The sequence below is a fragment of the Longimicrobium sp. genome, from assembly GCF_035474595.1.
Taxonomy (GTDB): Bacteria; Gemmatimonadota; Gemmatimonadetes; order Longimicrobiales; family Longimicrobiaceae; genus Longimicrobium.
Map to the genome: position 1 here is coordinate 52765 of NZ_DATIND010000080.1, position 24508 is coordinate 77272.

At 72.1% G+C, this 24508-nt stretch carries 21 protein-coding genes; 11 read left to right on the plus strand and 10 right to left on the minus strand.

Translation table 11 applies throughout. The features are described 5' to 3' along the window. Positions 1 to 867 precede the first annotated feature (867 nt). Entirely contained in the window at positions 868 to 3258 is a 2391-nt protein-coding gene (locus VLK66_RS13590) for an endonuclease MutS2 (RefSeq protein WP_325309972.1), read from the plus strand. 500 nt (positions 3259 to 3758) lie between these two features. Next, complete coding sequence (gene dnaG, locus VLK66_RS13595) at positions 3759 to 5666, plus strand: DNA primase (protein WP_325309973.1); 1908 nt, start codon at positions 3759 to 3761, stop codon at positions 5664 to 5666. A gap of 88 nt (positions 5667 to 5754) precedes the next feature. Here dnaG and VLK66_RS13600 read toward each other — a convergent pair whose 3' ends face one another. Further along, entirely contained in the window at positions 5755 to 6651 is an 897-nt protein-coding gene (locus VLK66_RS13600) for a methylated-DNA--[protein]-cysteine S-methyltransferase (RefSeq protein WP_325309974.1), read from the minus strand. Positions 6652 to 6869: 218 nt separating this feature from the next. Here VLK66_RS13600 and VLK66_RS13605 point away from each other — a divergent pair, with 218 nt between their 5' ends. The 7 genes from VLK66_RS13605 (at position 6870) to VLK66_RS13635 (ending at position 12864) form a co-directional block, all read left to right on the plus strand. Continuing rightward, positions 6870 to 7427, plus strand: coding sequence for a hypothetical protein (locus VLK66_RS13605; RefSeq protein ID WP_325309975.1), 558 nt, complete (start codon positions 6870 to 6872; stop codon positions 7425 to 7427). Next, positions 7420 to 8526 carry an alanine racemase gene (locus VLK66_RS13610; RefSeq protein WP_325309976.1) on the plus strand — a complete coding sequence of 369 codons (1107 nt, stop codon included), beginning with the start codon at positions 7420 to 7422 and terminating at the stop codon, positions 8524 to 8526. The genes VLK66_RS13605 and VLK66_RS13610 overlap by 8 nt, the downstream gene beginning before the upstream one ends. Before the next feature lie 87 nt (positions 8527 to 8613). Beyond that, positions 8614 to 9159: an acyl-CoA thioesterase gene (locus VLK66_RS13615; RefSeq protein WP_325309977.1), complete on the plus strand. Its 546-nt coding sequence runs from the start codon at positions 8614 to 8616 to the stop codon at positions 9157 to 9159. Further along, a complete protein-coding gene (locus VLK66_RS13620; RefSeq protein ID WP_325309978.1) occupies positions 9156 to 10892 on the plus strand; it encodes a DUF2339 domain-containing protein in 1737 nt (578 codons plus the stop codon). Before VLK66_RS13615 ends, VLK66_RS13620 begins: the two co-directional genes overlap by 4 nt. A 3-nt stretch (positions 10893 to 10895) precedes the next feature. Next, positions 10896 to 11114 (plus strand): hypothetical protein, encoded by a 219-nt coding sequence (locus VLK66_RS13625; RefSeq protein ID WP_325309979.1) that lies wholly within the window; start codon positions 10896 to 10898, stop codon positions 11112 to 11114. Continuing rightward, positions 11111 to 11824, plus strand: a complete 714-nt coding sequence (locus VLK66_RS13630) for an MOSC domain-containing protein (protein ID WP_325309980.1) — start codon at positions 11111 to 11113, stop codon at positions 11822 to 11824. The genes VLK66_RS13625 and VLK66_RS13630 overlap by 4 nt, the downstream gene beginning before the upstream one ends. Further along, entirely contained in the window at positions 11821 to 12864 is a 1044-nt protein-coding gene (locus tag VLK66_RS13635; RefSeq protein WP_325309981.1) for an alpha/beta hydrolase, read from the plus strand. The genes VLK66_RS13630 and VLK66_RS13635 overlap by 4 nt, the downstream gene beginning before the upstream one ends. A 247-nt stretch (positions 12865 to 13111) precedes the next feature. Here VLK66_RS13635 and VLK66_RS13640 read toward each other — a convergent pair whose 3' ends face one another. The 5 genes from VLK66_RS13640 to mobA form a co-directional block, all read right to left on the minus strand. After that, positions 13112 to 13477, minus strand: coding sequence for a hypothetical protein (locus VLK66_RS13640; RefSeq protein WP_325309982.1), 366 nt, complete (start codon positions 13475 to 13477; stop codon positions 13112 to 13114). A gap of 117 nt (positions 13478 to 13594) precedes the next feature. Further along, a complete protein-coding gene (locus VLK66_RS13645; protein WP_325309983.1) occupies positions 13595 to 14728 on the minus strand; it encodes a potassium channel protein in 1134 nt (377 codons plus the stop codon). A 387-nt stretch (positions 14729 to 15115) separates the two neighbouring features. Beyond that, a complete protein-coding gene (glp, locus tag VLK66_RS13650) occupies positions 15116 to 16411 on the minus strand; it encodes a gephyrin-like molybdotransferase Glp (protein WP_325309984.1) in 1296 nt (431 codons plus the stop codon). Next, the gene (gene mobB / locus VLK66_RS13655) at positions 16401 to 16958 is read right to left on the minus strand and encodes a molybdopterin-guanine dinucleotide biosynthesis protein B (RefSeq protein WP_325309985.1); all 558 of its coding nucleotides are present in this window, start codon (positions 16956 to 16958) and stop codon (positions 16401 to 16403) included. The genes glp and mobB overlap by 11 nt, the downstream gene beginning before the upstream one ends. Beyond that, entirely contained in the window at positions 16951 to 17916 is a 966-nt protein-coding gene (gene mobA, locus VLK66_RS13660; RefSeq protein WP_325310080.1) for a molybdenum cofactor guanylyltransferase, read from the minus strand. Before mobA ends, mobB begins: the two co-directional genes overlap by 8 nt. On the opposite strand from mobA, the gene VLK66_RS13665 reads away from it, so the two are divergent. Continuing rightward, on the plus strand, positions 17915 to 18949 hold the full coding sequence (locus VLK66_RS13665; protein WP_325309986.1) for a BON domain-containing protein: 1035 nt from the start codon (positions 17915 to 17917) through the stop codon (positions 18947 to 18949). The two genes, mobA and VLK66_RS13665, sit on opposite strands and share 2 nt — an antisense overlap. Positions 18950 to 19139: 190 nt before the next feature. Here VLK66_RS13665 and VLK66_RS13670 read toward each other — a convergent pair whose 3' ends face one another. The 4 genes from VLK66_RS13670 to gpmI all read right to left on the minus strand — a co-directional run bounded on the left by VLK66_RS13670 (position 19140) and on the right by gpmI (position 22800). Further along, the gene (locus VLK66_RS13670; protein WP_325309987.1) at positions 19140 to 19631 is read right to left on the minus strand and encodes a BON domain-containing protein; all 492 of its coding nucleotides are present in this window, start codon (positions 19629 to 19631) and stop codon (positions 19140 to 19142) included. A gap of 22 nt (positions 19632 to 19653) precedes the next feature. Continuing rightward, entirely contained in the window at positions 19654 to 20376 is a 723-nt protein-coding gene (locus VLK66_RS13675; RefSeq protein ID WP_325309988.1) for a hypothetical protein, read from the minus strand. A gap of 271 nt (positions 20377 to 20647) precedes the next feature. Then, positions 20648 to 21181 carry a hypothetical protein gene (locus tag VLK66_RS13680; protein WP_325309989.1) on the minus strand — a complete coding sequence of 178 codons (534 nt, stop codon included), beginning with the start codon at positions 21179 to 21181 and terminating at the stop codon, positions 20648 to 20650. Further along, on the minus strand, positions 21178 to 22800 hold the full coding sequence (gene gpmI, locus VLK66_RS13685; RefSeq protein WP_325309990.1) for a 2,3-bisphosphoglycerate-independent phosphoglycerate mutase: 1623 nt from the start codon (positions 22798 to 22800) through the stop codon (positions 21178 to 21180). Before gpmI ends, VLK66_RS13680 begins: the two co-directional genes overlap by 4 nt. A gap of 376 nt (positions 22801 to 23176) precedes the next feature. Here gpmI and VLK66_RS13690 point away from each other — a divergent pair, with 376 nt between their 5' ends. Continuing rightward, a complete protein-coding gene (locus tag VLK66_RS13690; protein WP_325309991.1) occupies positions 23177 to 24241 on the plus strand; it encodes a hypothetical protein in 1065 nt (354 codons plus the stop codon). Positions 24242 to 24508: the final 267 nt, after the last annotated feature.

The window sequence follows — 24508 nt, forward strand, 5'->3', positions numbered from 1 at the left end:
CAGCAGCGAACTGCGGGTTTGGGGCGTGTTGGGCGCTGGGGCGCCCAAACGGGCTGCGCGCGCGGTAGGCAACGATACGACTGTTGCCAACCGCGCCGGGCCGCCGCCGCGCCCGGCCTCGCGGCGATTCCTCCACATCCGCCCGCGCGCGGCGCCGTCCCGGCCCTCCGGGCGCGCATCCCTCACGCGGGTGCGCGCCCGGAGCCTCTTCCTGATCGCGCGGAGCCCGCTTCGCCGCCGTGCCCGCCGGAGCCCTCCCCCCGCGGCTGGGGCCGCGTACCTCCTCCCGATAACGGGGCCGATAACGGGAGGGGGTAACTTCGATCGCGGCGCTCGGACGACGTCGCACTCGTCGAGCGGTGTGGGATGCGAGGCCCGATCCCGCATCGCGGCGTGCGGCGAAGGCTCTCCCCGCGGTGAGTTCTCCCCTCCCCCGCGGAGCGGGCGGAGGGGCCGGGGGAGGGGGGCAGCCAGGCGGGCAAGATGATTCCTTATTTGCGGGAAGCCTCTCCTCGCGATGAGGTCTCCCCCTCCCCCAGGCAGTTTTTGGGGGAGGGGGCGGGAGGAGAGGGCCGCGGCGCCGCGGACGTGCACTGATGCAGCGCTCCACTCCGAATCGCATCTTCCCGCTCTTCTGCTTTCGGGATATATTCGGTATACAGATTGCTATCGCCATCCGGCGCATGGTGGCCTCGGTGGCAAAGAGTGCGGAGCAGGGCCTGCGGGGAAGAGAAGTTAGGTTGGGATGGCGTGCCCGAACGGCACCGGCGGCGGCGCGCGGGTGTACCGGCGTGCTTCCACGAGGGCGCCCGGCGGGGTTAGCTTTCGTGGCTTGGACCCGAATCCCGCACGCCGCGCCGCCGACCGATGAATCCGCACGCCCTGAACGTCCTGGAGTACCGCGAGGCGCTGGACCTGGTCGCCCGCAATGCCGCGTCCGAACTGGGCGGGCAGGCGGTGCGCGCGCTGGAGCCCTCGGCCGACCTGGGGTGGATCGTCCCCGAGCTGGAGCGCGTGGACGAGATGCGCGCCTTCCTGGGCGGCGACAGCGGGTGGTCCATCCCCCCCATCCCCGATGCGCGCGGGGCGGTGCGGCGGCTGCGCATCGAGGGGTCGGTGCTCGAGGCCGGGCAGCTGCGCGACCTGCGCATCCTGCTGGCCTCGTCGCGCACCACGCGGCGGGCGCTGCTGGCGGGCGGCGGGGCCGAGCGCTTCCCGCTGCTGGCGCTCGTCGCCGGCGGGCTGCTGGACGCGGAGAAGGAGGAGAGCGCCATCGCCCGCGCCATCGGCGACGACGGCGCGGTGCGCGACGACGCCTCGCCCGCGCTGTCGCGGCTCCGGCGCGACATCAGGACGGTGCGCGGGCGGCTGGTGGAGCGGCTGGCGGGGTACATGGCCTCGCTCCCCGAACACTACCGCGTGGCCGATGCCTCGGTGACCGTGCGCGACGGGCGCTACGTGATCCCCGTGCGCCGCGAGGGGCGCGGCGAGGTGGGCGGCATCGTGCACGACGAGAGCGCCACCGGCGCCACCCTGTTCGTGGAGCCGCCACTGGCCGTCGAGGCCATGAACCGCCTGCGCGAGCTGGAGGCCGAGGAGGCGCGCGAGGTGCTGCGCATCCTGCGCGAGCTCACCGACCGCCTCCGCCCGCTGCAGCCCGAGCTGCTGGCCACGCTCGACGCGCTGGTGGCGCTCGACAGCCTGTACGCGCGCGCCCGCTATGCGCTGCGCGTGGACGGCCGGCGCCCGGCCATGCTCCCCGCCGGCACCGAGCACTACAGCGTGGTGAACGGCCGCCACCCCATCCTGCTGGCGCGCACCCGCGACGTGGTGCCGTTCGACCTGATGATGGACGGGCGCGAGCGCACCCTGCTGATCTCGGGCCCCAACACCGGCGGGAAGACGGTGCTGCTGAAGGCTATCGGCCTGGTCTCGCTGCTGGCGCAGAGCGGGGTAATCCCGCCGGTGAGCGAGGGCACGCGCCTGCCGGTGTTCCGCGAGGTGTTCGCCGACATCGGCGACGAGCAGAGCATCGAGGCGTCGCTCTCCACCTTTAGCGCGCACCTGAAGAACCTGCGCGAGGCGCTGGAGGGCGCCGGCTTCGAAAGCCTGGTGCTGACCGACGAGGCCGGGAGCGGCACCGACCCGGTGGAGGGGGGCGCGCTGGCCGCCGCCGTGCTGACCGAGCTCACGCGGCGCTCCTGCTTCACCGTGGCCACCACGCACCTGGGGCAGCTGAAGCTGCTGGCCGCACAGGAGCCAGGGATCGTGAACGCCTCGCTGCAGTTCGACGCCGAGCGGCTGGTGCCCACCTACCGGCTGGTGAAGGGCGTCCCCGGGCGCTCGTACGGGCTGGCGATCGCGCGCCGACTGGGCCTCCCTCAAGGCGTGCTGGAGACGGCCGAGGCCACCATGCCGCAGGGCGAGCGCGACGTGGGCCGGCTGCTGCTGGAGCTGGAGGCCAAGGAGCAGCGGCTGGACTCGACCACCGCGCAGCTGGAGCGCGAGCGGGCGAAGACCGAGGCGCTGCAGCGGGAGCTGGAAGAGCGCGAGCGCGACCTGAAGCAGCGCGAGAAGGACGCCGAGCGCCGCGCCCGCCAGCAGGCGCGCGACCTGCTGCTGAAGGCGCGCGAGGAGGTGGAGGCCGCCATCCGCGACGTGCGCGGCGCCGCCGACCAGGCGGGGCTCGACGAGGCCGCGAAGACCGCGCGGCGGCGGGTAGAGGAAGCCGCCAAGCGCCAGCGCGAGAAGGCGCCCGCCGAGCGCCGCCAGCGGAGCGGGACGGCGTCGACCCCGCGGCGGCAGGCGGCGGAGCTGGAGGCGGGCGTGCGCGTGCGCATCGAGTCGCTGGGGCGCACGGGAACCGTGGTGGAGCTGCGCGACGGCAAGGCGATGGTGGAGGCGGGCGCCATGCGGCTCCTCCTCCCGCGCGACGACCTGACGCCGCTTCCGCCGGGCGACCAGGGGCCGGAGAAGCGGAAGGCCACCAGCGGCTACTTCGTGCACAGCGTGGAGGCGCGCCCCGAGGTGGACCTGCGCGGGATGCGGGTGGACGAGGTGGAGACCACGCTGGGGCGCGCCATCGACGACGCGATCCTGGCCGGGCTTCCCAGCTTCCGCATCATCCACGGCAAGGGTACCGGCGCGCTGCGGGCCCACGTTCGCGATCTGCTGAAGGCCGACCGCCGCATCTCTGCCGCGCGCCCCGGCGAGCTGTTCGAGGGGGGGACGGGGGTGACGGTGGTGGAGTTCGGGTGAAGTGCGGGAGTGCTGAGTGCTGAGTAGTGAGTGCTGAGTGCTGAGTGCTGAGTGCTGAGTGCTGAGTGCTGAGTGCTGAGTGCTGAGTGCTGAGTGCTGAGTGCCGGGTCGTGGAGCGCGTCCTCCGGCCTCGCGCCCTCTCCGGCCGGCTTAGGCCGTCCACCTCTCCCGTACCGGGAGAGGTAGCTTGCATGCATCTCCGGCACACCGAAACATAGGTGTGACCAGAGGTTGCAGGGCACGCCGATGCTGGACGGCCCCCTCGCCCGGTACGGGAGAGGGCGAGCGCTCCAAGGCGCGGGGAGAGGGCGGCGCGGATGCCGGCCACTCGCAGCGGTACCAGCAGATCATCAAAGTCTGGAAATCTGGATCCGGAAGTACGATCCGGCCTCCGATGCGTTAGATTGGACGGGCAGCAGGGAGCGGGCGGAGAAGCCATTCACCGGGCGCCGTTGGTGGCTGTCCCCTGAGCCCTGTTCCCTGTCCCCCGAAGTACCCTGATGCCGATCCCCGACCACCTCGTCGAACAGATCCGCGACGCCGCGGACATCGTGGAGATCCTCTCGGAGCACACGCGCCTCAAGCGCTCCGGGCGGACCTTCCGCGGGCCGTGCCCCCTGCACGGCGGCGAGGGGCCCAACTTCTCGGTCGACCCCGCCAAGGGGTTCTACAAGTGCTTCGTGTGCGGCGAGGGCGGCACCGTCTACACCTTCCTCATGAAGCACCTGGGGATGAGCTACCCCGACGCCATCCGCTGGACCGCGGCGCGCGTGGGGATCGAGGTGCCCGACGAGCGCGAGGAGCGCCCCGAGGAAGACCCGCACCGGCACTACTACGAGGTGAACGAGTTCGCCCGCGACTGGTTCCGCCGCCAGCTGTGGGAGGAAGAGGGCGGGAAGGGCGCGCGCGAGTACCTGGAGCGGCGCGGCGTGGGGCGCGAGCCGGCCGAGCGCTTCGGGCTGGGATGGGCGCCCGAGGAGTGGCGCGCCTTCGGCGACGCGGCGCGCCACCACGGCATCCCCGACTGGCTGCTGCTGGAGCTGGGGCTGGTGAAGGAATCGACCAAGGGCGGACGCGAGCCGTACGATGTGTTCCGCGGGCGCGTCATCTTCCCCATCGTGGACCTGGCCGGCCGCGTGGTGGCCTTCGGCGGGCGCATCCTGGGGCAGGCCGAGGAGCACGTTCCCAAGTACCTGAACTCCCCCGAGACCCCCGTCTACAGCAAGGGGCGCACGCTGTACGGGCTGAACTGGTCCAAGAACGCCATCCGCCGCGAGGAGACCGCGCTGGTGGTGGAGGGCTACATGGACTACGTGTCGCTGGCGTCGCATGGGGTAGGGAACGCGGTGGCGCCGCTGGGCACGGCCATGACCGAGGAGCAGGCGGCGCTCATCGGGCGCTACTGCGGCCGCGCCATCCTCCTGTACGACAGCGACAAGGCGGGGTTGAAGGCCACCTTCCGCTCGGGCGACGAGCTGCTGCGGGCCGGCGTCGAGGTCCTGGTGGCCACCCTTCCCGAGGGCGAGGACCCGGACTCGCTGGTGCGCGGCAAGGGAGCGGCGGCGCTGAAGCGCTACCTGGACGACGCGGTCGACGTGCTGGAGCGCAAGATCCAGATCCTGGAGCGCAAGGACTACTTCGGCTCCATCCGCGGCACCCGCCAGGCCATCGACTCGCTGCTGCCCACGGTGCGCGCCGCCGCCGACGAGGTGATGCGCGGCGTGTACATCCAGCGCATCTCCGAGAAGACCGGTGTCCCGCGCGAAACGCTGGAGAAGGAGGCGGCCGAGGCCCCCGCGCACGAGCGCCGCGCGGGTGCGCCGCCGCGCGACCGGGGCACACCGCCGCCGCACGCGCCGCACCACGGCGGCCACGCGCGCCCCGAGGACGTGGGCGCCATGACGCGCGCGGTGATGGAGCGGCACCTCCCCGAGCGCATCCTGCTGCTGCTGATGCTGCGCGACGAGGCGTGGGTGGAGCGCGCGGCGGGCGACCTGTCGCCCGGCGACTTCCGCCACCCGCCGTACGGGGCGGTGTTCGCAGGGCTGGTCGAGGCCGAGGGACGGCGCGACGCCGAGGGCGAGTGGCTGAACGTGTTCCCCCCCGAGGTGCTGCCGCTGGTCGAGGAGCTGCGCGGCGACCCCGAGGCGGCCACGCTGGTGCCGGCCGACCAGTTCTTCAACGGGAGCCTGCAGCTGATCCGCGCGCGCAGCATCCAGGCGCGTCTGGCCGAGATCGCGCGCGAGCTGAGCGTGGCCGCCCCCGAGCAGCAGCTGATGCTGTTCCGCGAGAAGAAGCAGCTCACCGACGAGCTCCGCGGCACCAGCGGCTACCTGCGCAAGGCGGGGCTGATGAAGGCGCCGCTGGTGCTCACGGAGCGGCCGGTGAACGGGCCGTACGGATCGTAAACAAGGTGCGAAAGTGCGAGAGTGCGAGAGTGGCGGGGTCCGCCGCGATCCCACGCACTCTCGCACTTTCGCACTTCAGTTCCGTCTCCTACGCCATCCCCGCCGCCTGCATCTTCTCCCGATCCCCATCTTCTCCTTCTTCCCCCGCATCTCCCAGCACCCGCGCGGCTTCCCAGCACAGCATCGCCTGCTTGCGCTCGGTGCCCCAGCGGTAGCCGCCGAACGCGCCCAGCTTGCGGATCACGCGGTGGCAGGGGATCACGTAGGCGATCTGGTTGCGCGCCACGGCGCCAGCCACGGCGCGCACCGCGTCCGGCCGCCCCGCGGCGGCGGCGAGCTGCTCGTAGCTGACCACGGCGCCGGCGGGGACGCGCAGCAGCGCCTCCCACACGCGCACCTGATGGTTCGTCCCCTGCACGAACAGCGGGATCGGGCGCTCGTCGCGCTCGCCGGGCGCGAAGATGCGCGCGGCCAGCGGGGCGGTCACGCGGGCGTCCTCGTCGAGATCCGCCAGCTCCCAGCGCTCGCGCAGCCCGTCGATGGCCTCGCCCTCGCCGCCCTCGTCCACGAACGCGAGCGAGCAGAGGCCGCGGGCGGTGGCGCCCAGCAGCGCGGTGCCGAACGGCGTCTCGTGGAAGCCGTACGAAATGCGCAGTCCCGCGCCCTTCTGCTTGTACTCGCCGGGCGTCACGGCCTCGAGCGTGACGAACAGGTCGTGCAGGCGCCCCGGGCTGCTGAGGCCGGCGTCGTACGTCGCGTCGAGCACCGAGCGGCACTCGTCCAGGCGGCGCTTGGCGTGCTCGATGGTCAGGAACTGCAGGAAGCGCTTGGGGCTGATCCCCACCCAGCGGCGGAACAGGCGCTGGAAGTGGAACTCGCTCAGGAACACGCTCCGCGCCACCTCGTCCAGCGTGGGCTGGCGAAGGTGGTTCTGCTCGATGAAGCGGATCGCCTGGGCGATGCGGTCGTAGTCGGAGACGGGCATCGGGATCGTCCGGAGTGCGTTGGTCTCTCAATCTCGGATGCCGAAGGGTTTCGCGCATCCGTGAACGAAGGATAGGGCTGGACACCCGCCGTCTCCACCCGGATCTTGCCCTTCTAACAACTGACATCGCTGCTGGCTGCGACCGAAAGGCTTGGGTGTGACGAATGGACGTTCTACTCCTGATCCTTAACGTGTTGGCTCTTGCTGGAATCGGAGTCTTGGGAATTCTGCTGCGACTTTATCTTCCCGGGTACATTCAGGAAAAGGCGAAGAACCTGGCGACGAAGGAAGATGTTGGTGACATCACCCGAAAGATCGAATCGGTAAAGGTTGAGTATGCCGGTGAACTCGAGCGTCTGAAGGCCGAACTTCGGCGGTCCGGGTTTCAGGAAGAAACTCAGTTTGCCCACCTTTACGAGCGTCGTGCCGAGGTACTGATCCGGCTGTACAACAAGCTTGGGCGAGCTCGACTCTATACTGAGATATCTCTGAAATATCCCAGCAACCACGAGGTACGGAACAGGGCTGGTAAATCGCTGATATCAGCGGGCTTATACTTCAGTGAATATAAGTTACTGATCCCGCAGCAACTGGCGAATGTTGTTTCGCGGGTATTCAGCCTCTCAGCTGGATTGCTCGCCGATCCCAGTACGTCCGGAACGGAGATTGTGAGTCCGACGCCCGAAGCATGGAAGAAGTTCGAGGTAGAGGCCCCCGGCGCGATGGAGCAGATTGAGATTCAGATCCGCCAGCTACTCGGCGACAAACATGACTAAAAATCCAATGACGCTGGACGAGCTGGAAACGCCCGCGGCCGTGGTCGACGTGGACCGCATGCACGCCAACCTGCGGCGCGCGGCCGAGTACTGCCGCGCGCACGGGCTGGCGTGGCGCCCGCACGCCAAGACGCACAAGATCCCCGCGCTGGCGGCCGAGCAGGTGCGCGCGGGCGCGGTCGGCGTCACCGTGGCCACCCCGCGCGAGGCGGAGGTGATGGCGCCGGCGGTGGACGACCTGCTGCTGGCGTATCCCCCCGTCGGCCGCGCCAAGCTGGACCGCCTGATGGCGCTCCCCGCGCGCGTCCGGCTCACCGTGGGCCTCGACTCGCGCGAGGCCCTGCGCGGGCTGGCGGAGGCGGCGCGCGCGGCGGGGCGGCGCGTGGGCGTGCTCGTCGAGTTCGACGCGGGGATGCACCGCGTGGGCGTGCAATCTCCCGGCGACGCGGTTGCCCTGGCGCGCGAGGCGGCGGAGCTGGAGATGGTCGACTACCGCGGCGTGATGCTGTACCCCGGCCACATCCGCAGCCGCGTGGCGGAGCAGGATGCCGCCCTCCGCGACCTCTCCGCCACCGTCCGCCGCGTCGCCGACGCGCTGGCGGATGCGGGCGTGCCGCCGGAGGTCGTCAGTGGCGGGTCCACGCCCACGTTCTGGCGCTCGCACGAGATCGGCGGGCTGACGGAGGTGCGGCCGGGAACCAACATCTTCAACGACCGCACGACCGCCGAGATCGGCGCCTGCGGCTGGGACGAGGTCGCGTACTCGGTGCTGGCGACGGTCGTCAGCACCTCCGTGCCCGGGCAGGCGGTGGTCGACGCGGGCTCCAAGGCCCTGTCGCGCGAGGAATTGCGGGCCGAGGGCGGCGGCTTCGGCGCGCTGCTGGAGCGCCCCGGGGTCGTGGTGAAGGGCGTCTCCGAAGAGCACGGCCTCCTCGACCTTGCCGGGACCGACTGGCGGCCGCGCGTGGGCGACCGGGTGCGGGTGGTGCCGAACCACGTCTGCGTCTCCGTCAATCTCCAGGAACGGCTCTGGGGGATCCGGGGCGACGAACTCGTGGCGGAGTGGCCGGTGGCGGGGCGGGGACGGGGTCCGCTTTGAAACAGCCAGCCTCGGTGCCGCGCCGATGCGGGGGCTGTTAGATTGATCCCATCTTCCGATGATTCCGAGGGATAGGCTCCCGCCGCCATGAACCTGATCTTCCGGCTCATCCAGGTCGCCGTCGCGGCGCTGTTCCGATCGCGGCTCTCCCCGCTGGGCGAGTCGGTGACGCGCTTCACCGTGCTGCCCACGGACCTGGACCTGAACGGCCACATGAACAACGGCCGCTACCTGACCATCATGGACCTGGGCCGCGTGGACCTGCTGCTGCGCACCGGGGTGGTGGGCGCCATGCGGCGGAACCGCTGGGCCGGCGTGGTGGCGTCGGTCGCCATCCGCTACCGGCGCGCGCTGAACCCGTTCCAGCGCTACGACCTGCGCACGCGGCTGGTGGGGTGGGACGAGCGCTGGTTCTTCATGGAGCAGCGCTTCACCCGCCGCGGCGAGCTGTGCGCGTACGGCATCGTGAAGATCCAGTTCGCCGGGCGGGGGCGCCGCGTGGCGCCGCAGGAGATGGCCGACGCCATCCACCCCGGCGCCGAGTCGCCGCCGCTGCCGCGGGCGGTGCGCGACTGGCAGGACAGCGAGGACCGCCTCGTCAGCGGCCAGGAACCCGCACCGGCGCTCGCATGAACCCGCAGGACCCCCGCGCGCTCGAGGAGCGCATCGAGCGCCTGGAGCGCATGGTCGACGAGCTGAATCGCCAGCTCGCCGCCCGTCCCGCCGCGCCGTTCATCCCCCCGCAGGCGCAGCGGCCCGCTCAGATGGGCGGGATGGCGGCGGATCCGCATCTCCATCCCCCGCAGCCCGCTCCGCACCGGCGCGGGCCGGGGCTGCCGAAGCTGGAGTGGGATGGGCAGCTGTGGCTGAACCGGCTGGGGATCGGGCTGGTGCTGCTGGGAACCGGGCTGCTCTTCCGCTACTCGATCGAGATGGGGTGGCTGACGCCCGCCGTGCGCGTGGCGTTCGGCGCGGCGCTGGGGCTGGTGCTCTTCCTCGTGGGGCTGCGCATCGACCGGCGGCAGCGCTTCGGCGCGGTGCTGCTGGGCGGCGGCGTGGCCACGTGGTACATCACCGGGTGGTCTGCGTTCAACCTGTACGGACTGCTGGGCTACACCGCCGCGTTCGTGGGGATGGTGGGCATCACCGTGCTGGCGTTCGGCTTCGCGCTGGGGCGAGACGCGCCGGCGCTGGCCGTGCTCGGCGCCATCGGCGGGCTGGGGACGCCGCTCCTGCTGGGCGTGTCGTACGGCACCCCGCGCGGCTTCGCCCTCTACACCTGCCTGATCCTGGCGTGGATCGCGGCCGTCTACCTCCGCCGCGGCTGGCGCGTGGCGCTGTGGACGGCGATGCCGCTGGGGTGGGCGCTGCTCTTCATCTACGCGCGCCGCCAGCCGCCCGAGCCCGCACTGACGCCCGGCGACGCCTGGGTGCTGCAGGCCGCCGCGGTGTTCGCCTGGGCCGCGCTCGGCGCGCTTCCGCTGGCCCGGCGCGTGGTGCTGCTGCGGCGCGCGGGCGGCCACGAGTTCCACTGGAAGCACCTGGAAACCGCGCACTGGTACGCGCTCGCGCTGATCCCCCCCGCCGCCGCGCTGGCCGTGGCCGCGGCCATCTGGCATCCCCAGCCGGAGCCGTGGGGGTGGTGGACGCTCTCGGTCGCCGCGGGGTACGCGCTGGCGGGATGGGGATTGTACGGCCCCGACCACCGCATCGCCCGCGCGCTCTTCTTCACCGCGTCGATGCTGGTCTCGGCCGGGTGCGTGGCGGCGTTCAGCGGCGATGCGCTCCTCTTCGCGTTCGCGCTGCAGGCGCTGGCGCTGCACTGGCTGGCCGGGCGCGGCGGCGGACCGTCGATCCGGTGGATGGCGCACCGCGTGTTCCTGGTGGCCGCGGCGTGGATGCTCTTCCGGCTGGTGCAGAATGATGATACGGACGCGCCGCGCGTGCTGGCCGACCTCTCGGTGGTCGGCGTCGGCTTCGTGGCCTCCTTCCTCTTCCGCGGCAGGCGATGGGTGACGGGGTATCGCTACTTCGTGCACGTGGCGCTGATGGGATGGATCTGGCGCCAGCTGCGCCCGTACGACGGCGGCGAGGGGCTGGCGACCATCGCGTGGGGCGTGTACGGCCTGGCGCTGCTGCTGGTCGGCCTGCGGCGCGGACGCCCGGTGCTGGAGCGGACGGGGATCGCCACGCTCTTCGCGGTGGTCGCCAAGCTCTTCCTGGTCGATCTCTCCGCGCTGCACCCGCTCTTCCGCGTGCTGCTGTTCCTGGGCTTCGGCGGCGTCTTCCTCTTCCTCAGCTACTCGCTGCAGGCGTGGTGGAAGGACGCGCGCGACCAGGCCTCCGCCCGTGCCGCCGCGCGCTGAGCCGTGGACGCGCCCCACACGTACGCGCCGCCCGCCGGCCTCTGCGAGAGCTGCCGCAACGTGAAGATCGTGGAGACGCGGAAGGGCTCGCGCTTCTTCCTCTGCACGCTCTCGGACGTCGACCCGCGCTTCGCGAAATACCCGCGCATCCCCGTGGTCCGCTGCCTCGGCTACGTCCCCGCCGGGGCGGCGGCACCCGCGCTCAGCGAGGAATCCGCATGACGATGCGCATCGCCTCCATCCAGGTCGCGCTGCCGCGCGAGCACGGTGACGCCGGCGCGGCCGAGCCGATGGGGCGGCCGTGGACGACCGCGTTCTACAAGGAGCCCGTCGAGGGGCCGGTGTGGCTCGGCCTGACCAACCTGGACGGCGACCGGCAGGGCGATCCCGAGCACCACGGCGGCCCCGACAAGGCGGTGATGTGCTACGCCGCCGCGCACTATCCCGTCTGGCGCGAGGAGCTGGGCCGCGACCTGCCGCACGGCGGCTTCGGCGAGAACTTCACGGTCGAGGGGGCGGACGAGTCGGGCGTCTGCATCGGCGACGTGTGGGCGGTGGGCGAGGCGCGGGTGCAGGTGTCGCAGCCGCGCATTCCCTGCTGGAAGATCGCGCGGCGCTGGGGGATGAAGGACCTGTCCGCGCGCGTGCAGCGGACGCGGCGCACCGGCTGGTACCTGCGCGTGCTGCACGAGGGCCACGTGGTGGCGGGCGACGAGATCGTGCTGCTGGAGCGCCCGCACCCCGGCTGGACGGTGCGCCGCGCCAGCGACGTCCTCTACACCCGCCCGCACAGCGTGGACGACGTGCGCGCCCTGGCCTCGGTCGCCGCGCTGGCGCCGGGGCTGGCCACCGTGCTCGCCCGCTACTTCGCCCAGGCCGAAGCGCCGCCCGACGAGCCGCGCCTGGTGGGTCCCAACGCCGGCGCGGCGTGACGAGGACGCGCGCGCTCGCCCTCCTCGCCGCGGGGATGGCGATCGGCGGCGGCGCCGTGGCGCTCGCGGGGCCGCATCGTCCTCCCCCTCTCCCGGCCGCCGCGTCCCGTCCCGCGCGGGCGGCCGCGTGGCGCGATCCGTCGCCGCACACCGCGCGGATGGTGCGCACCGCGCCGGGCGTGCGGCTGGAGGTGCTGGACTGGGGTGGAGATGGGCCGCCGCTGGTGTTGCTGGCCGGCTCGGGGAACACGGCGCACGTGTTCGACGGCTTCGCGCCGCGGTTCACGCGCGGCTTTCACGTCGTCGGCATCACGCGGCGCGGGTTCGGCGCATCGTGCTGCCCGGCGGGGGGATACGACTCGCCCACGCTGGCGGCCGACGTCGTCGCGGTGCTGGACTCGCTGGGGATCGCGCGGGCGTCGTTCGCGGCGCACTCGTTCGGCGGCAGCGAGCTGAACTGGCTGGCGGTGCACGCGCCGGAGCGCGTGGAGCGGCTGGTGTATCTCGACGCGGGCGTGGACTTCGCGGAACTGTTCGCCGGGCCGGAATGGCTGAACGGTCCCTTCCCGCGCCCCTCGTTCGAGGGCTTCCGCAACGTCCCCGCCGACGTGACGCGGTGGCTGCGGGCCTTCGCGGGGCCGGGCTACCCCGAGTCCGAGGTGCGCGCCACCAGCCGCGTCGAGCCGGACGGCACCCTGGGCGCGACGCTGCGGGTCGACTCCGCCGACCAGAAGCTGCGGGGCGGCGCCCGGCGTGCCGAATTCAAGCGGATTCGCGCGCCGGTGCTCGCCATCTACGCCGCGCCGCGCACCGCCGGGGAGAAGTATCCGTGGATGGCGGAGCTGGACGACGAGAAGCGCGCCGTCACGGAGCGGCGCTTCGCCGTCGAGGAACGCATCCTGGCCCGCCAGCGCGAGCGCTTCCGCCGCGAGGTGCCGCACGTCACGGTGGTCGAGGTCGCGGGCGGGCGGCACTACATCTTCCTCACCCATCCGGGGGTCGTGGAGGAGCGGATGCGCCGGTTCCTCTCGCACCGCTGACCGCATCCGCACGCGAAGAGGGCTCCCGCCGCGACGGGAGCCCTCTTCGCATCTCCATCTCCATCTCCATCTGCCGTCATACCGCATTCCGGATCGCTCGTGCAATCCGGCAGCGGACGTGCGACCTCGCTCATAGATCCTTCGGCCTGCAACCTCTTGTCTGGACACTGGTTGCAGCGTGGTCGGCCTCAGGATGACGTCTCTCTGTGCGTTTTGCGCCTGCTCGATGATCGCTGAATCCTAGCAATCAGCTCGGGAGCGGGCTGCGGTCGCGGAAGTAGTCGATCACGGCCTTGCCGATGGTTTCGGCCTTGTAGTGCATGGTCACGCTCTTGGCCACCCAGCCGATGATGGGGATGACGCCGATGGCCTCGGCCGCCACGGCGCCGGTGATGGAGCCCAGCACGCCGCCCAGGTGCGTCTTCAGCGCGTCCTCGTCGAACGCGGGGATGCCGAACGCCTCGCCCACCTGGCGGATCATCACCACGTCGGCGGCGCCCAGCGCGATGCTGGCGCCGGGGATCCAGCCGGTGAACAGCGCCGTCTTGGCCCAGCGGTCCACGATCGTCCGTGCCCGGGCCTCCGCCTCCGTTTTCGTCGCAGCCGCGCTCATCGCTCGCCTTTCATCGTGTGGGTCCGCCCGCCGCCCTCCGGCCGGCCGTCGCACCACCCTACTCGATTCGCCCCCCGGTAGTTTCGCACTTCCGCACTTCCGCACTCCCGCACTTCCTCAGTCCCCGCTGTACATCGCCTCCAGCTCGTACACCGCCTCGGCGGGGCCAATCACGATCAGCGTCTCGCCGGGGGCCACCACGCGCTCGGCGTCGGGGTTCAGCACGAAGCCGCCGCCGGGCTCGCGCACCGCCAGGATGCTCACGTTGCGCACGCGGCGCAGGTCGCACCCGGCCACCGTCTGCCCCGCGAAGGGCGATTGGGGCTCGATGGTGATCTGCCCCACGTCGATGGCGATCTGCACGCCGAACGAGAAGATCTCGTTGAACAGGTCGTGCACCGCGGGCCGCAGCAGCGCCAAAGCCAGCCGGTGCCCGCCGATGGCGTCGGGCGTGACCACGCGGTCGGCGCCGGCGCGGCGCAGCTTGGGCTCGCTGGACTCGCTGTTGGCGCGAGCCACGATCAGCAGCTCGGGGTTCAGCCCCCGCGCGCTGAGGACCGCGAGGACGTTGCTGGCGTCGCTGTCCAGCGCCGACACCAGGCCGCGGGCGCGCTCCACGCCGGCGGTGCGCAGCACCTCGTCCTGCGTGGCGTCGCCGATCACGTGGGGGATGTTCTCGGCCAGGAAGGTCTCCTCGATCGCCTCTTCCCAGTCGATCACCACGAACGGCTCGCCGCGGGCGCGCAGGTCGCGCTCGATGCGCGTGCCCAGCCGGCCGTGCCCGCAGATCACGTAATGGTCGCGCAGCCCCGCGAGCGACTGTCTCATCCGCCTCCTCTGCACCGAGAGCCACAGCGTCTGCCCCAGCATCACCTCCACCGCGCGCGTGGCGGCCCACGCGCCGGTGCCCACGCCGACCAGGATCAGCCCCATCGTGAACACGCGGCCGGCGGGCGTCAGCGGCCGCACCTCGCCGAAGCCCACGGTGGCCACGGTGATCACCGTCATGTACGCCGAGTCCAGCCACCCCAGCCGCTCGATCCAGTGGTAGCCCAGCGTGCCCGACACCATCACCGCCAGCAGCAGCAGGAGCGACGCCTGGAACTGCCGCACCGGGTCCTCGAGCGAGGTCCGCAGCCGGTGCATGGGCGGCGGCCGGGTCACGCGGCGCGGGCTGGGCGCGCGCACCACCCCCAGCCGGCGCTGGCGCTCCGAGCCCTTGCGGCGGTTGCGGCGTTCGTCAGGCGGCATGCATCGCGGTGGGCATCATGTCGCGGTTCTGGAGATGAGCGGGGCCGGCTCGTGCCCGGGCTGGCCGGCCCGGTCTCAGCCTGGCCAGCTTGGCCTCAGCTTTGGCCCCGGCGAATGAATTCGCGGCAACAACAGCACAAAGTCCGCCTTCGCGAACTCCCTCCTCACCCTCGTGGCGAGGTCTCGCCGCCGGAGAATTCCCCGCGCTGAGTTCTCCCCTCCCCCGCGGAGCGGGCGGAGGGGCCGGGGGAGGGGGCCAGCCGGGCGGGCAGGATCCATCCTTCCCGAGCCGTCGCCTCTCCTCGCTATGAGGGCTCCCGGCGCGCAGCGCCCCCGCCGTGCCGCCCCGCGATGATCTCCATGCGAATTCGAGTCCGCCGGGGATGGTCACTCCCCGAAGTACGCCACCTCCGCCAGCGGCTCGCCGCCCAGAACCACCGCGCGCACCGCATCCCCCGGCCGCAGCTCGGAGCCGGCGGGGATGATCCCCAGCGCGTCCGCGGTGGCCATCGAGGTGCCGATGCCGGAGCCCTGCGCGCCCGTCAGCCGCACGTACGCGGTGCCATCCTCCATCTCGATCTTCAATCGGGGGATCTGGAGGAGCTCGCCGCGCGCGCTGATGGGGTCGCGGGCGACGGCGCGGACGACCCGTTGGTAGATGCGGGTGCGGCCGCACATCCGCAGCAGCGCGGGGCGCACGAACAGCTCGAACGTCACCATCGTCGACACGGGGTTGCCGGGGAGGCCGAACCACGGGATGCCGCCCAGCGCGCCCACGTGCCCGAACGCCAGCGCCGAGCCCGGCTTGATGCGCACGCGCCAGAACTCCACGCGCGTGTCCATCTCGCGCATCACCGCGCGGACGTGGTCGTGCTCGCCCACGCTGATCCCCGCGCTGGTGACCAGCGCGTCGCACCCGCGCGCGGCCTCCACCATCTCGCGCAGGCTGTCGTGCGTGTCGCGCGCGATGCCGGGGACGCGCGCCTCGATCCCGCTCTCCGCGAGCTGCGCGGCCAGCGCGTAGCTGTTGCTGGAGACGATCTTGCGCCCGGCGCGCACCTCGTCGAAGCGGTCCAGGTCCACCAGCTCGTCGCCCGAGGTGACGACGGCGACGACGGGGCGGCGATGCACCCGCAGCCGCGCCCGCCCCACCGCCGCGGCCACGGCCAGGTGCGGCGCGCGCAGGGTCGTCCCCGCCGCGAGCACCGTCTGCCCGGCGCGGACGTCCTCGCCGCGCGGGCGCACGTTCTTTCCCGCGTCCGCGTCGGAGAAGATGGCGACGCGCGCGTCCGCCGACCCGATCCCCACCCCCCCGTCCGTGTGCTCCACGCGCACCACGCCGTCCGCGCCGGCGGGGACGGGCGCTCCGGTCATGATCCGCGCCGCCTCGCCATCCGCGAGCGCGCGCGCCGGAAAGCCGCCCGCGGCGATGTCGTCGACCACGCGGAGGACGGCGGGGCGATCGCGCGTGGCGCCGCGGACGTCGGCTGCGCGCACCGCGAACCCGTCCATCGCGGAGTTGTCCCACGGCGGCAATTCGACGGGAGATGCGACCTCCTCCGCGAGGATGTGGCCCAGCGCGTCCAGCAGCGGGCGCGCCTCGATGCCGATTGGCCGCACGCCATCGACGATCCGCCGCAGCGCGTCGGCGGGGGAGAGCCAGTCCGCGCGGTCAGCCGGCATCGCGGCCTCCGCCGAGGAACCGCGCCTCGATGAGGTCGGCGACGCGGGCGACGTGCGCACCGTCCGCGCCGAGCGCGATCACGGGGCAGCCGGCGCGCAGTTCCGCGTCGTCGGTCACGATGGCGACGAAGCGCGCGGCGGCGTGCGCATCTCCCGCGTCCTGGACGGGACGGTCGTGCACGGCGCGGCGGAAGATCTCGATCTTCGGCAGCGCGCCGTGCTTCCATCCCTCGATCAGCACCAGGTCGTAGCCGCGGCCCGCGTAGAACTCGGAGATCAGCCGTTCCGGATCCGGCTCGTCGCCGGTGCGCATCACCAGCGCGATCTTGCCGGTGCCGGCCATGATCGTGGCCTCCGCCTGGCCCTCGTTGAAGTGGCGCCAGCTGTCGCGGCCGGGCTGATCGGTCTCGAAGGCGTGATGGCCGTGCTTGATGGTGGCGATGCGCCGCCCGCGCCGCCGCAGCTCGGCCGCGAGCGCCACCGCCAGCGTGGTCTTCCCGCTGTTCTTCTTCCCCACGATGCAGACGGCGGGCGGGATCTCAGGCATTCTCGGCGATCCGGAGGGCGCGACGGTGGTCGTCGGGCGTGTTCACGTTCAGGAAGATGACGTCCGGCTCGCCGAACCGCCGCACGTCGGCCAGGGGGATGCGCTCCGCGCGCACCGCGTCCACCAGCGCCGCCAGCGACCGGTCGCCGGACGCCAGCGCCCGCTCGACGGCGGGGAGGCAGGCGGCGGAGTACCACGCGCACAGCGGCTCGAATCCGCGCCGCCCGCCGCTCTCCGGCACCACCGCGTCCGCATCGCCAGACCCGGCGCGCGTGGCGATCTCGCGCAGCAGGGCGGGGGAGACGAACGGCATGTCGCACGCGACGCAGAGCGCGCCCGGCCGCCCCATCTCCATCGCCCAGCGCAGCGCCGTTTCGATGCCGCCGATCGCGCCGAGCCCCGGCGTCCGGTCGCCGCGCGTGGGGAGATGGAGGTCCGCGAAGAGCGCCGGTTCGTTCGCGACCAGCACCACGTCGCGCACCGCCTCCGCCAGCGCGTCCCGCACCCGCTCCACGATCCGTCGCCCGCCCACCTCCGCCAGCGCCTTGGACGAGCCGAAGCGCCGGCTCGCCCCCCCGGCCAGGATGGCGCCGAGGGGTTGGAAGACGGGATCGGCAGAGGGCGGCAGAATGGCTCCAGTGCGAGGGGTGCGTTTGTGCGCAGCCCGGCTTCCCCCGGCGAATGAATTCGCGGCAACAACGGCCCGAAGTCCGCCTTCGCGGACTGCTGGATTGCATTCGCGCGGTTGTTCGAACGCCGATGCAGCCGCGGCTGGTCGCGATTCAGGCAGCCGCCCGCGCGAATGACCGGGCGGCAGTCGCGAAGCGACTTCGTGCTTTTGTTGCAGCGAATTTATTCGCCCTTCCCCTTCCGCGCATCGGAACGGACCGGGAACGCCTCTTGCGCGCCGGGGTGGGCGAGTGCGAACGGCGCAATCAGGAGCAAGGAGACGAGCGATGGCGGGCTACGACGACGGTTTCGGCGGGCCGCGGGGCGGGTGGCGCGGGCGCCAGGGCGGACCCTACGATCGCGGCTTCCGCGGCCCCGGCGGGATGCCGCAGGGCGGCCGCCCCGGCTACGGCGCATACGGCGGCGGCGACTGGGGCCGCGAGTACGGCGCCGGAAGCGGCCAGGGGCGCCCGATGCACGGCGGCGGCAACTTCGGCGGCGGAACCTACGGCAGCGGCGGCGCGCCGTCCGGCCGCGGCTGGGGCGGCGGCGAGGGCGGCTACCGCGCGAGCGGTCACGGCTTCGGCAGCGGCAACCGTTCGGCTGGGACCGGGCTCGGCAGCGGCGGCCGCTCGGGCGGTTTCGGGATGGGAAGCGGAAACCGCTCCGGCGGCTTCGGGGCTGGCAGCGGAAACCGCTCGTATAGCGGCGGGATGAGCGGCGGCGGAACGCCGGGCGGATGGACGTACCGCGCGGGGATGGACCGCGGCGCGGGCGAGGCGTGGGGCGGCGGACGCGGCGAGTACGGCGGCGCATACGAGGAGTACGGGGGCTATCCCGGCGGCCCGGTGCGTGGCGAGTACTACGGCGGCGGGCGTCCGTCGCAGGGGCGGGGATACGACGCGGGGTTCGCGCGCGAGCCGTTCATGCCCGAGGAGGCGTATCGCCGCCACCCCGAGTACCGGCAGGAGCGGCACCCGCGCGACTGGGAGGCGCACCAGCACGAGTACGGCGACGACGACCTGAGCGACGACGAAATCCGCGAGGCCGTGTACGACCGCATGCACGCCGACGCGTGGCTGGAGCCCGGCCGCATCGAGGTGCAGGTGGAGGACGGCGTGGTCACGCTGACCGGCGAGGTGGACGACTTCCTGAAGGCGCGCTACGCCTGGGACGACGCGTGGGAGGCCGACGGCGTCCGCGGCGTGGTCAACAACCTCACCGTCCGCGCCGACGAGCCCAACGAGGAGCCCCACGGCGACGTGGTCACCCAATCCGGCGGCGACCGCACCAGCCCCGACGACGCTGGCGGGATGAGCTGAGGGGACAGGGGACAGGGCGCGAGCCCGCGGACGGATCTCCATCACCCCGAACGAGACGGGCCCCGGCGCAACTCGCCGGGGCCCGTTCTCACGCGGAAGCAGAACGCACTCATATCACGCACTTCCGCACTCACGCACTCACGCACTTCGGTTCCGTACTCTCGTACTCCCCGTACTTTCGTACGTCCCCTCAGTGCGCTTCCCGATTCCCGTATCCGTCCGCCACCGGGTGGTCGGGCGGCTCGTAGGTGGCGCCCTCCTCGATGGCCTGGCTCGCGTCGTGGGTGCCGTAGGCCTGCGCGTCCAGGTCCTCCACCAGGTGCTGCGCGGTGTCGGACTGGTCCCACGCCGGGGAGCCCAGCTGGTCGTCGGTGTCCAGGTCCTGCGCCACCGCGTCGTCGGCCGCCTCGGGCATCTCGCCGCGGTGCAGCTCGTCGACCACCAGGTCGTTGGTGAAGCTCTGCTCGTCCAGCCCCAGCACGTCCACCACGCCCTTTTCGGCCACCTGCGCCTCGCCGTCGCTCGACACGCGGCCGGAAAGCGTCACGTGGCCGTTGCGCACCGTCACGTCGATCCACCCCATGTCCAGCTCGGGGTACTCGCCCAGGTGCTGCACGACGAGGTCGTAGATCTCGTCGTCGGTCATGGTGGAGAAGTCGTACGTTCCGAAGTCGCCCAGCATCGAGCTCCGTCCCTGTCGGGGTTCAGAAGTGCACCACCGCCCCGATCTGCGCCGAGGAGGCGTTGTTCCACTCGTCGATCTTGCTCTGCGAGACGGAGCGGAACCCCGCGGGCGCCGACTCGTGCCAGAGCCGGCCGTCGAGCTCCAGGCGCAGCGCCACGCGGCGCGTGAGGAACAGGTCCGTTCCCCCGCTCACTCCGAGAGCAAACGATGGGCCGAACTCATAGCGCTCCTGCGCGGGGATGTCGCTTTCCTGCGGGTCCTTGCCGCTGATGGCGCGCGCGTACCCCGCGTTCACGCCGATGAACGGCGCCAGGTTGTGCACCGCGCGCGGCCCCGTCAGGTGGAACAGGAAGCCGGTCTCCACCAGCAGGATCCCCGTGCTCACCCGCCGCCCCGTGTCGATGGGGCGGATCTGCGTGCTGTCGGCGCTGGCGTTCTCGGCGAAGAAGACCTCGCGCTTGCTGGCGATGTACCCCGCCGACGCGCGCAGCGACAGCGGCCCGCTCACCCGCAGCGTGTAGCGCAGCCCGAAGATGGGCGCCGAGCGCGGCCCGATGTCCACCGAGGTGCTGTCGGTGAGCGTCAGGTTGGGGTCGGTGAACACGTAGCCCACGAAAGGCTCCAGCCCCTGCGACGGGTCGATGTAGCGGATGTGCGACGGGATGGTCTGCGCAGCGGCGGGGCGGGCGGCAAGCGCCAGCACGGCCAGCGCGGCAAGGGCGGTCCGCGAAAGTCGAGTCATGCGTGTGAAGGCTGCAAGATGCGTGAGCGGCGGGGAAGCGAACGGCCCCCGCCGCAAGGCCAACGGTCCCGGGACGGGATTCGTCGCGGGACCGTTATAGCGGGCGGAAGCTACGCTTTGTTCCCTGATGCGGCAAGAACGGCGCGGGACAGGGGAGGCGATGGAAGATGGAGATCGGGATGTGGATCGGGATCGGCCGCCGCTCGGCCGCCGTCCGAGGTCGAATTCGAGCAGAGGGACGACAAGTCGCCGGGGCGATGGTCCCGAGGGTCTACCGGCGCGGCCGCAGCTCGCCCGACGCGAGCCGCCGGAGCGCCTCCGCCCGCCGCCGCTCGCGGCGCATCCTGGCGGCCTGCCACGCGGCCGCGGCGGAGCCGAGCACAAGCACGGCGACCAGGGCCAGGCGGACCTTGCTGGCGGGGCGCACAGGAAGCTCGTTCCACCTCTGCTCCGCCGGGAGCGCCGCGATCCCGTTGGCCTCGGGGTGCATCGTCAGCATGTAGGCGGAGAACGGGCCGGCGTGGATCCCCTCTTTGGTGTCCACGATCACCCACTCGTCGCCGTGCCCGCCGTACGCGGGGGTGCGGTGGGCCACGATGTAGCGCTCGCCCCACCCGATCCGGTCCACCGCCCGCCCGGTGTAGGCGTCGGGCTCGTCCCTGCCCGCGGCCTGCAGGTAGTAGAGGTCCTCTTCCTTCTCCAGCTGGTAGTCTCCCACGATGGTGCGCCGCGACAGCCCGAACGGGTCGTGGCACCCCGCCAGCAGCGCGCAGAGCGCCAGCAGCGCCGGAAGCGCTCGCCTCACCCGCCCACCGCGGCCGCGCGCCGCCGCGATTCCGCGCTGGTCGCGGGGGCCAGCACGCGCAGGTCGCGCCCGGTCATCGCCTCGGGCTGGGGGACGCCGATCAGGCCCAGCATGGTCGGGGCGACGTCGCAGAGGGCGCCGTCCGCCAATCCCGTCGCCGTCCTGCGATCTTCCGGCTCCAGGAGGATGATGCCCACGGGGTTCAGCGTGTGCGCGGTGTGGGGGCCGTTGGTCTCCGGGTCCCACATCTGCTCGCAGTTGCCGTGGTCGGCGGAGACGATGAGCGTGGTCCCCGTCTCGCGGCAGGCGGCCACGACCTGCGCCAGCCCGGCATCCACCGCCTCGACCGCCTTCTTCGCCGCCTCGAGCGAGCCGGTGTGGCCCACCATGTCGGGGTTGGCGTAGTTGCAGACCAGCACGTCGTACTCCATCGACCGGATCGCCTCGACGAGGCCCGCGGTGACGTCGGCGGCGCTCATCTCCGGCTGCAGGTCGTACGTGGCCACCTTCGGCGAGGAGACCAGGCGGCGCGATTCCCCCTCCGGCGCTTCCTCGACCCCGCCGTTGAAGAAGAAGGTGACGTGCGGGTACTTCTCCGTCTCGGCGGTGCGGAAGCTCTTCAGCCCGTGCGCCGCCAGCACCTCGGCCAGGATGTCGTCCATCGGCTGCGGCGGGAAGGCGGCGGAGAGGGGAAACGCCTCGTCGTACTGCGTCATGGTGACGACCTCCACCTCGGGCCGCTCCGCCCCGCGGTCGAAACCGTCGAACGCCCGGTCGGCCAGCGCGCGCGTCATCTGCCGCGCCCGGTCCGCGCGGAAGTTGAAGAAGATGACGCCGTCGCCGCTCCGCACCGGGCCGATGGGCCTGCCGTCGGCGTCGACGACCACGCGCGGCTTCACGAACTCGTCGGTCTCGCCCGCCTGGTACGCGGCGGCCACGGCCTGCACGGGGTCGGTGATGGCGATCCCCTCGCCGTACACCATCGCGCGGTAGGCTTGCTGGGTGCGGTCCCAGCGGTGGTCGCGGTCCATCGCCCAGTAGCGCCCCATCAGCGTGGCGATGCGGCACTTCTCCCCGATCCCCGCGCGGCCGGAGAGCTCGGTGAGGAACTCGCGCGCGCTGGAGGGCGGGGTGTCGCGCCCGTCCAGGAAGAGGTGGATGCGGATGGCGGGCGCGGCCTCCTGCTGCGCCAGCTCGCAGAGGGCCAGCAGGTGCTCGTCCACCGCGTGCACGCCGCCGGGGCCCACCAGCCCCATCAGGTGCAGCGTGGCCCCGCGCTCCTTCACGCTGCGGATCAGGCGCAGGAAGGCGTCGTTGCGGCGGAACTCGCCGGTCTCGATGGCGCGCGAGATGCGCTGCAGGCTCTGCATCACCACGCGGCCGGCGCCCAGGTTCAGGTGGCCGACCTCGCTGTTCCCCATCTGCCCCGCGGGAAGCCCCACCGCGGGCCCGTGCGTGGTCAATCGCGCCCGCGGATAATCCCCCTCTTCCCACAGATGCCGCCAGGTGGGCGCGTTTGCCTGGGCCACGGCGTTGTCCCACGCGGGCTCGCGCAGCCCCCATCCGTCGAGGATGACGAAGCAGACGCGGGGGCGTTCCCCCGCCGCAAGATCGGTCACCGGGGCACCTTCCGTGGACGAGTCCTAACGTGATTCCAATTGACAGGCGGGAAGCATGGGCATAGGTTGAGCCCGAACCCGCAACGACCTGTCGACATTCTACGGAGCGCCCGGAAGGTTCCGCCATCCCGGTCCGCTCCTTCCCGTTGACATGCCACGCAAGCCCGCGCGCCACCGCCCCGGCGGAGCGCGCACGCGTCCCATTGCGCACGTGCGTCCCCACACACGAGCGCGACCGGCCGCGACGGCCCGCGGGTGACCTTTGCCGGACGCCGACCTCCCCCACCGGCGTCCGCCCGTTCGCAGTGGCTCCGGGCCCCTCGGCCCGGGACGCAAGACTTCGAGAACCCCGCAGGATCAGCAGCAAGGAGTTGCCATGCCCCGTCGCCGACGCGCCTTCGCCGGACCGCTCGCCGCGTGCGTCCTGGCCGGAACCGCCCTGGGTTTCGCCCTGCCCATGCACTCGCTTCCCCCGGTCACCTGGAGCTCGCGGGCTCCCGCCAGCCCGCACCGGCTGTACCGGCTGAAGGGCGAGAGCGCCTTCCGGCTCGCGGACCTGGCGTTCGGGCGCAGCGGCCAGCTGCGGGTGATGTTCACCGATCCGTACCGCCGCGTGGACCTGCCCATCGAGTGGAACGGCGCGCCGCCGGCGGACCTGCGCTACGAGTGGGTGCCGGTGAACGGAACGCAGCCGCGCTCGCTGCAGGGCGCCGGGTGGGTGGCCGCGGGCTTCACCGCGCCGGCCGAGCAGGGGCAGTGGAAGCTGCAGCTCACCGGCCCCGGCCTCACCCAGCGCGTGGACGAGCTGACGCTGGTGACGCGCGTGCCCTTCAGCGAGAAGCGCGACGGCATCCTGAACGGCTACCGCATCGGGCGCTACGTGGCCGAGAGCAACGGCACCCGCGACGGAGCGTACGCGCCGCCGCCGGGGTTCATCGAGGTGACGCCGTTCAACCAGGACATGCCGGTCAGCACGCACTTCCGGCTGCGGAACTTCCTCACCAAGAACCAGTTCGCCGTGTGGCCCAAGTACCTGGCGCTTGACCTGCGGCTGATCGACAAGCTGGAGCTGGTGATGCAGGAGCTGAACGCCATGGGCGTGCGCACCGAGAGCATGGCGGTGATGAGCGGCTTCCGCACCCCGGCGTACAACCTGGAGGGCGTGGGCGAGGGCGGCCGCGCGCTGTTCTCGCGCCACACCTACGGCGACGCCAGCGACGTGTGGGTGGACAACGACGGCGACGGGTGGATCGACGACCTGAACGGCGACGGCCGCCGCGACACCCGCGACATCCTGGTGATGCTGCGCGCCGTGGAGCGGGTGGAGCGCCGCTACCCGGAGCTGACCGGCGGCGCGGGCGTGTACAACGGCAACGGTGCGCACGGCCCGTTCATCCACATCGACGCCCGCGGCTACCGCGCTCGGTGGGGACTGGAATAGAAGTGCGGAAGTGCGGAAGTGCGTGAGTGCGTAACAGCTAAACGGAGGAAAGGAGACGGCAGCGCCGTCTCCCTTCTTCCGTTTTGCATTCCCGTTCACCCACTCGGCCATGCATTCGCCGACCGGACGAACGGCAGGGTCTCACACGGAGGGAGCGGAGGTAACGGAGGAGGGACGGCAGTTCTCCGTTTCCTCGGCGTGAGACGGTTCTCGATCCTCCATCACTGCGTACTTACGCACTCACGCACTCACGCACTCCCCGCACTT

What these genes read in the sequence shown, in the direction of transcription:
- VLK66_RS13590 (WP_325309972.1), top strand. Translation starts at nt 868, where the DNA reads ATGAATCCGCACGCCCTGAACGTCCTGGAGTACCGCGAGGCGCTGGAC.
- dnaG (WP_325309973.1), top strand. Translation starts at nt 3,759, where the DNA reads ATGCCGATCCCCGACCACCTCGTCGAACAGATCCGCGACGCCGCGGAC.
- VLK66_RS13600 (WP_325309974.1), bottom strand. Translation starts at nt 6,651, where the DNA reads ATGCCCGTCTCCGACTACGACCGCATCGCCCAGGCGATCCGCTTCATC.
- VLK66_RS13610 (WP_325309976.1), top strand. Translation starts at nt 7,420, where the DNA reads ATGACTAAAAATCCAATGACGCTGGACGAGCTGGAAACGCCCGCGGCC.
- VLK66_RS13615 (WP_325309977.1), top strand. Translation starts at nt 8,614, where the DNA reads ATGAACCTGATCTTCCGGCTCATCCAGGTCGCCGTCGCGGCGCTGTTC.
- VLK66_RS13620 (WP_325309978.1), top strand. Translation starts at nt 9,156, where the DNA reads ATGAACCCGCAGGACCCCCGCGCGCTCGAGGAGCGCATCGAGCGCCTG.
- VLK66_RS13630 (WP_325309980.1), top strand. Translation starts at nt 11,111, where the DNA reads ATGACGATGCGCATCGCCTCCATCCAGGTCGCGCTGCCGCGCGAGCAC.
- VLK66_RS13640 (WP_325309982.1), bottom strand. Translation starts at nt 13,477, where the DNA reads ATGAGCGCGGCTGCGACGAAAACGGAGGCGGAGGCCCGGGCACGGACG.
- VLK66_RS13645 (WP_325309983.1), bottom strand. Translation starts at nt 14,728, where the DNA reads ATGCCGCCTGACGAACGCCGCAACCGCCGCAAGGGCTCGGAGCGCCAG.
- glp (WP_325309984.1), bottom strand. Translation starts at nt 16,411, where the DNA reads ATGCCGGCTGACCGCGCGGACTGGCTCTCCCCCGCCGACGCGCTGCGG.
- mobB (WP_325309985.1), bottom strand. Translation starts at nt 16,958, where the DNA reads ATGCCTGAGATCCCGCCCGCCGTCTGCATCGTGGGGAAGAAGAACAGC.
- VLK66_RS13665 (WP_325309986.1), top strand. Translation starts at nt 17,915, where the DNA reads ATGGCGGGCTACGACGACGGTTTCGGCGGGCCGCGGGGCGGGTGGCGC.
- VLK66_RS13670 (WP_325309987.1), bottom strand. Translation starts at nt 19,631, where the DNA reads ATGCTGGGCGACTTCGGAACGTACGACTTCTCCACCATGACCGACGAC.
- VLK66_RS13675 (WP_325309988.1), bottom strand. Translation starts at nt 20,376, where the DNA reads ATGACTCGACTTTCGCGGACCGCCCTTGCCGCGCTGGCCGTGCTGGCG.
- VLK66_RS13690 (WP_325309991.1), top strand. Translation starts at nt 23,177, where the DNA reads ATGCCCCGTCGCCGACGCGCCTTCGCCGGACCGCTCGCCGCGTGCGTC.